The organism is Noviherbaspirillum autotrophicum, from assembly GCF_000818395.1.
GTDB classification, from domain to species: Bacteria; Pseudomonadota; Gammaproteobacteria; order Burkholderiales; family Burkholderiaceae_D; genus Noviherbaspirillum; species Noviherbaspirillum autotrophicum.
This window is the reverse complement of record NZ_JWJG01000028.1, coordinates 1,870,172-1,877,272: the sequence shown is the minus strand read 5'-3', so window position 1 is coordinate 1,877,272 and position 7,101 is coordinate 1,870,172. Positions and strand designations below refer to the sequence as shown.

Annotated in this window: 6 protein-coding genes; 5 read left to right on the top strand and 1 reads right to left on the bottom strand. The window is 59.0% G+C overall.

What is annotated here, in order from left to right:
* Window positions 1-132 precede the first annotated feature (132 nt).
* A complete protein-coding gene (locus TSA66_RS10000; protein WP_232429445.1) occupies window positions 133-1,254 on the bottom strand; it encodes an AraC family transcriptional regulator in 1,122 nt (373 codons plus the stop codon).
* An 86-nt stretch (window positions 1,255-1,340) separates the two neighbouring features.
* On the opposite strand from TSA66_RS10000, the gene TSA66_RS09995 reads away from it, so the two are divergent.
* The 5 genes from TSA66_RS09995 to TSA66_RS09975 are packed head-to-tail and all read left to right on the top strand — an operon-like array spanning window position 1,341 to window position 6,566.
* Window positions 1,341-2,105: a 3-hydroxyacyl-CoA dehydrogenase gene (locus tag TSA66_RS09995; protein WP_040039889.1), complete on the top strand. Its 765-nt coding sequence runs from the start codon at window positions 1,341-1,343 to the stop codon at window positions 2,103-2,105.
* 27 nt (window positions 2,106-2,132) lie between these two features.
* Window positions 2,133-3,320, top strand: coding sequence for an acetyl-CoA C-acetyltransferase (locus TSA66_RS09990; RefSeq protein WP_040039888.1), 1,188 nt, complete (start codon window positions 2,133-2,135; stop codon window positions 3,318-3,320).
* 10 nt (window positions 3,321-3,330) lie between these two features.
* Window positions 3,331-4,464: an acyl-CoA dehydrogenase gene (locus TSA66_RS09985; RefSeq protein ID WP_040039887.1), complete on the top strand. Its 1,134-nt coding sequence runs from the start codon at window positions 3,331-3,333 to the stop codon at window positions 4,462-4,464.
* 8 nt (window positions 4,465-4,472) lie between these two features.
* Complete coding sequence (locus TSA66_RS09980) at window positions 4,473-5,249, top strand: enoyl-CoA hydratase (RefSeq protein ID WP_040039886.1); 777 nt, start codon at window positions 4,473-4,475, stop codon at window positions 5,247-5,249.
* A gap of 21 nt (window positions 5,250-5,270) precedes the next feature.
* Entirely contained in the window at window positions 5,271-6,566 is a 1,296-nt protein-coding gene (locus TSA66_RS09975) for an acetyl-CoA hydrolase/transferase family protein (RefSeq protein WP_040039885.1), read from the top strand.
* Window positions 6,567-7,101 lie beyond the last annotated feature (535 nt).

Below are 7,101 nucleotides of genomic sequence, written 5' to 3'. Positions count from 1 at the left end.
GAAAATCTCCCTCCCGACGACTCGGTTGTAATCGCGCTAACAACACGCGAGACTATCCGACAAGGGACGTCCGTCATGGATCGCTTACCTCAAATCGAGTTCCCGGGTTGCTTGCTTCTATGGCTTGCTTCGCTAATGGGGCGGCGCGATTCCACTGAAGCGATATTCGCTCGGTCGTGCCCCCGTCCATTTCCTGAATGCACGGTAGAACGTGCTTGCCTCTGTAAAACCCAATTCGGCAGCGATGTCGGCAATCGGCTTGTCGGAATTGCTCAATAGCGAGATAGCTAAATCCCGCCGCAAATCGTCAAGAATGGCCCTGTAAGACTGTCCCTCCTTGTCCAGGCGGCGCCGAAACGTGGACTGAGAAGTGTGGAACTGCCGGGCCAGCGTCTCGCAATCCGGCCAGGCCATCGGCGGCACTTCCCGCAGACGGCGGCGAATCTGGGCGGTCAAGCTCGCACTATTTTTATACTTCACCAAAAAATTAGCCGGCGCGTTCCGAAGAAACTGTTTCATCGTTCGCTCGGTCTGGATCGTGCCCATATCCAAGTACTTGGCAGAAAAGCTTATCTCGGTGTGCGGTTGATTAAACTGCAGCTGAGGTAAAAAGAGCACACGCCATTCCCCGCTAAATGACGGCTCGGCGCAGCGGAAATCGGCTGACAGCAGCGGAATACGTCTTCCCACAAGCCAACAGGCCAGCCCGTGCACGATGAGAAGGAAGGTGCCGTAAGCGAAAGCGCGTTGCGGCGGCAGCACCTGGGCGCTTGTGTGATCTGTCATCCGCTCCATCACAGTAATCCTGGCCAGCTCTCCATCCCGGACCAACTCCGCCCCGATGTCGTCCAACACGACGCGCAAGAAGCGTAGCGCACGATGCAAGGCGCGCCCCAAGGTATCGGCATGGATGACGCTATGGCATAGCAAGGTGAAGCTGCCCTTTTTCATGCCATGGCTGTCCATGCCAAAAAATTCGTCATCCAGGGTATCAGCGATGAGGTGCCACAATTTGCCGTAATGGTTTGCAGAAACCCGGGCGTGAGGCAGATTCAGCAGTTCCGGAGAGATACCGGCTCTGACCAATAGGTGCTCGCAATCCAGGCCGCGGCGGCGCATGACCTCCAGCGCTTCAAACACGAAGCTAATCGCGATGGTGCCTTTTTCAACTCTGCGGCTCATGTTGCATTCGCGAAACCAATGAGTGGCAAATTCTACCACCCGGATTGAGCGATTTTGATCTAGTGCGAGCATGCGCAGGCTCATAGACTTCTACCGCATTTGAAATCGCGCATTGGCTGTACAAGCAGCCCGCGCCTTGTTAACGAGAAGACCGAGTTATGCAGATTAGGGGCAATGTATTTGTGGTGACTGGCGGTGGTTCCGGCTTGGGAGCGGCCACTGCCCGGATGATTGTTGAGCGGGGCGGCAAGGTCATCCTTGCCGACATTAACCAGGAAGCCGGCACCGCCATGGCCAACGCCTTGGGCACCGGTGCGCGCTTCGTCATGACCGACGTCACGAGCGAAGCCAGCGCCAAGGCCGCATTCATCGCCGCCACCGCCTTAGGCCCGCTGCGCGGCTTGGTCAATTGCGCCGGCATCGCTCCCGCGGAAAAGGTGATGGGGCGGGAAGGCGCACACAAGCTGGAGTCCTTCGCGCGCGCCATTAACATCAATCTCGTGGGCAGTTTTAACATGCTCCGCTTGGCGGCGGAGATCATGAGCACCGCCGAGCCCGATGCCAATGGCGAACGTGGCGTCATCGTCAACACGGCGTCCGTTGCGGCCTTCGACGGTCAGATCGGCCAAGCAGCGTATTCAGCTTCAAAGGGCGGGGTGGTGGCGATGACACTCCCCATCGCCCGGGAGCTCGCGCGTTCCAACATTCGTGTCATGACGATCGCCCCCGGCATCATGGAAACCCCGATGCTCATGGGTATGCCTGCTGAGGTCCAGGAAGCGCTCGGCAAGATGGTGCCCTTTCCCTCCCGCATGGGTAAGCCGGCCGAGTACGCGGCGTTAGTGGAACACATTTTCAGTAATCAATACCTGAACGGCGAGGTTATCCGCCTGGATGGCGCCATCCGCATGGCGGCCAAATAAGCTCAACCCATTTCAAGAAAGCGAACCATGTCGCACGATCCAATCGTCATTGTTTCTGTTGCCCGAACGCCCATTGGCGGTTTCCAGGGTGATTTCGCTGGGCTCACCGCTCCGCAACTGGCCGGCGTCGCCATTCAGGCAGCGGTCGAACGCGCCGGTATTGCCGGCGACCAGGTGCAAGAACTCGTCCTTGGCTGCGTGCTGCCGGCCGGCCTTGGCCAGGCGCCTGCACGCCAAGCCGCCATCAACGCCGGGCTTCCGCTGTCGGTTGCCTGCTCCACCGTGAGCAAAGTCTGCGGCTCCGGCATGAAGGCCACGATGCTGGCGCACGACGTGCTGCTCGCCGGATCCAACGAAGTAATGGTGGCCGGCGGCATGGAATCGATGACCAACGCGCCCTATTTCCTGCCGAAGGCGCGTGGCGGCTTGCGCCTTGGCCATGGCCAGATCCTCGATCACATGTTTTTCGATGGACTGGAAGACGCTTACTTCGACAAGGGCCGCCTGATGGGCACCTTTGCCGAGGATTGCGCCGGTAGCTATGGCTTCACGCGCGCCGACCAGGACGCCTATGCGATTGCCTCCACGACCCGCGCGCAGGAAGCCATCAAGACTGGCGCGTTTGCCTGGGAGATTGCGCCAGTGACCGTCTCCGGTAAAAAAGGCGATGTCGTCATCGAGCACGACGAGCAGCCGCCCAAGGCCCAGATCGAAAAGATTCCTGGCCTGAAACCTGCCTTCAAAAAGGACGGTACGGTAACCGCAGCTAACTCGAGCTCCATTTCCGATGGCGCCGCCGCGCTCGTGATGATGCGCCGCTCCAACGCCGAGAAACTGGGCATCAAACCCGTCGCCGTCATCGTCGGCCATAGCAACCATGCCCACGAACCTCGTCTGTTCCCGACTGCTCCTGTCGGCGCCATGCAAAAGGTGCTGGCCAAGGCCGGTTGGTCAGCTGGTGACGTCGATCTCTGGGAGATCAATGAAGCCTTTGCCGTCGTCGCGATGGCTGCCATGCGCGACCTGCAGCTCGACCACAACAAAGTCAACATCCACGGCGGCGCGTGTGCGCTGGGCCATCCGATCGGCGCGTCGGGCACGCGCATCCTGGTCACCTTGATTGGCGCGCTGCGCCAGACCGGCGGCAAGCGTGGTATCGCGAGCCTGTGTATCGGCGGTGGCGAAGCGACCGCCATGGCCATCGAAATGCTTTGAGGATTACGTGATGATTTTGACTCAAGAACAGGAAATGATCCGGGACTCCATGCGCGCCTTCGCGCAAGAACGCTTGGTGCCTTATGCTGCCGAATGGGACCGCAACCACAGCTTCCCGGCACAGGCATTGAAGGAACTGGGCGAGCTCGGTGCGCTCGGCATGGTCGTGCCCGAGGAGTGGGGCGGCGCCGACATGGACTATATGAGTCTGGTGCTGATGCTGGAGGAAATCGCAGCCGGCGACGGCGCCACCTCTACCATCGTCAGCGTCCAGAACTCGCTGGCCTGCGGCATCACGCTGAAGTATGGATCCATGGCCCAGAAGGAGGAATGGCTTGTCCCTCTGGCGCGCGGCACCAAACTCGGCTGCTTTTGCTTGACCGAGCCGCATGTCGGCTCGGATGCGTCCGCGCTCAAGACCACGGCGGTGCGTGATGGCGACACCTGGGTCCTGAACGGCGTCAAACAATTTATCACCACCGGCAAGCACGCCGACGTGGCCATTGTGTTTGCTGTGACCGACAAGAGCGCCGGCAAAAAAGGCATTTCCTGCTTCCTGGTACCGACTGCCACCCCGGGATATGTGGTGGCCCGCATCGAGGAGAAAATGGGGCAAAAGGCTTCCGATACGGCCCAGATCATCTTCGACAATTGCCGCGTACCGACCACGGCCATGATGGGCGCCGAAGGAGACGGCTACAAGATCGCCTTGTCCAACCTGGAAGCCGGCCGTATTGGCATTGCGGCGCAATCGGTCGGCATGGCCCGCGCCGCCTTCGACGCGGCGCTCAAATACGCTCAGGAACGCGAAACTTTCGGCAAGCCTCTTCTCGAGCACCAGGCCGTAAGCTTCCGCCTGGCGGATATGGCCACGCAACTCGACGCCGCGCGCCTGATGGTGTGGCGTGCCGCCATGCTCAAAGACGCTGGAAAAGCCTGCCTCAAGGAAGCCTCCATGGCCAAGATGTTTGCTTCCGAGGTCGCCGAAAAAATTTGCTCGGATGCCATCCAGATTCACGGAGGCTACGGTTATGTCAGCGATTTTCCGGTCGAGCGCATCTATCGCGATGTGCGGGTATGCCAGATCTACGAAGGCGCCAACGACATCCAGCGCCTGGTTATCGGCCGCGCTCTGGTTCAGTGAGGCAGGGTATGGCTTACGAAAACATTCTGGTCGACACCCGCGGCAAGGTAGGCCTCGTCACCCTTCACCGCCCCAAGCAGATGAACGCCCTCAACGACGCGCTTGTCGACGAACTGGCGCGCGCACTGGATGCGTTCGAGGCGGACGAGAATATCGGCTGCATCGTCATCACCGGTTCAGACAAGGCCTTTGCTGCGGGAGCCGATATCGCCGCGATGGCTGGCTTTAGCTACATGGACGCCTACAAGGGCGATTACATCACGCGCAACTGGGAACGGCTCAAGACCTGCCGCAAACCCGTCATCGCTGCAGTGGCCGGCTTCGCGCTGGGCGGCGGCTGCGAAATGGCGATGATGTGCGACATGATTTTCGCTGCCGACAACGCCAAATTCGGCCAGCCCGAAATCAAACTGGGCACCTTGCCTGGTGCGGGCGGAACCCAACGCCTGCCGCGCGCGGTGGGCAAGTCCAAGGCCATGGATCTCTGCCTGACCGGCCGCTTCATGGATGCGGCCGAGGCCGAGAAAGCTGGCCTGGTCGCCCGCATCTATCCGGCCGAACGCTTGCTGGAGGAAGCCCTGAAGGCGGCCCAGACCATTGCCGGCTTTTCTCTGCCGGTAGCGATGATGATCAAGGAATCCGTCAATCGCGCATTTGAGAGCAGCCTGCATGAAGGGCTCCTCTTCGAACGCAGAGTGTTTCACGCAGCCTTTGCCCTGGAAGACCAAAAGGAAGGCATGCAGGCATTCCTGGAAAAGCGGCAGCCGGTATTCAACAATAACTAAGCCCAACGAGGTGACACAGTCATGGATTTTCATTCTCTCTACCAGCAAAAGCGGATGGCAGCCGCCGATGCCGTGCGCATTGTCCGCAACGGGGGCACGATCGTCGTGCCGACCGGAGTGGGTGAACCACCGACCTTGCTGACGGCGCTCTCGGAGCAGCGCCGTGATTTCCGTGATGTGGAGGTCGCGCAAATCCTGCCGCTGCGTAAGTATGGCTATTTTGACTGCGAAACCTCGAAACATGTGCGTCATCTGGCCTACTTCCTCGGCGGCCCCTCCAGGCCGGGCTGCCAAGAGGGCTGGATCGACTTCGTTCCGGCCTACTTCTCTGAATTGCCGACACTGCTCGATCGCGGTTACCTGCCGGCGGACGTGGTGTTCAGTATGGCCTCGCCGATGGATGAACACGGCTATTTCTCGCTGAGCCTGGCTGCCGATTACACGATGGCTGCTGTGCGCAAGGCCCGGGCCGTGGTGTTGGAAGTCAATCCAAACGTGCCGTTCGCCAACGGCGATTGCCATATCCATATTTCCCAGGTTGCCGGCCTGATCGAAAGTGACGAGCCGCTGCTGGAAGTCGGCTTGCCCAAGATCGGACCTGTCCAGGAAGCCATCGGCAAGTATGTCGCCGAATTGATCCCGGATGGTGCGACTCTCCAGATCGGTTACGGCGCCATTCCCGACGCGGTGGTGATGCAACTCACCGGCAAGCAGGACCTGGGAGTCCATACTGAAATGATCGGGGACGGCATCATGACGCTGGTGGAATCCGGCGCCATCACCAACCGGCGGAAAAATTACCACCCGGGCAAAATACTGGCCACCTTCGCTCTGGGTTCAAAGAAACTCTACCAGTTCATGCACCGGAACCCGGCCTTTGAAATGCATCCGGTGGACTTTATCAACAATCCCTTCCTGGCCGGGCAAAACGACAACCTCATTACCATCAACGCCACGATGCAAGTGGACTTGATCGGGCAGTGCGGCTCCGAAAGTCTTGGCTTTACCCCGTACTCAGGCACCGGTGGGCAAGCGGACTTTGTCCGGGCAGCCAATTATTCAAAGGGGGGAAAGTCATTCATTGTCCTGCCTTCTACGGCAAAGGAAAATACCATTTCCCGCATTGTGCCCACTTTGACACCGGGCACGCATGTAACGACCGGCAAAAATGACGTCAATTATGTGGTAACCGAGTACGGGGTAGCCCAATTGCGGGGCAAGACTGCCAAGCAACGCGTCGAAGCGCTGATCGGCATCGCTCATCCGGATTTCCGAGGTGAACTTCGCGAAGAGGCAAAACGAATGAAATTGATATAAGTGCACATCGTCATAAATACGCTCATGCCTAACTACGTACGAATCATTACGCTACAGGGCGTGAGCGTATTTCTTTTTGCGGGAATCGTCGCCGTTATGCTGAAACTTGAACGCCTGTTATAGACGTCAAAGCAGACGCGGCTTGGAGTCGGTTGACACGCAGAAAACGACCTATTCCTTCCGTTGCTACGTATAAAAAAGCAGACCGACAGTTCCTTCGGAGATAGGTCGGGCAAATTTATGGCGCGGCGCCAGCAAGTATTGCGCCGCAACGGTAGCTACATGCGTTTCGGCGGATTGGCTCGGCAGTATGCTATCCCGCTGAGCATGCCGCGTTTCGCTGCAGCGGGCCACCACCTTGCCGTCACCTATTTGTCGCTAGCCAGTCCGCAGGTCCAGCGGTGGTCCGGGATGGCTGGAAAGACTAAAAAAAACTTATTCGGCCGGTCGATTTTCGTGGCCTGACCACCATTCAGGTATCCCCCCTTGAAGGATAGGCTACCGTTGGCGTCGACCGTGTACATGCCGGTGCTGA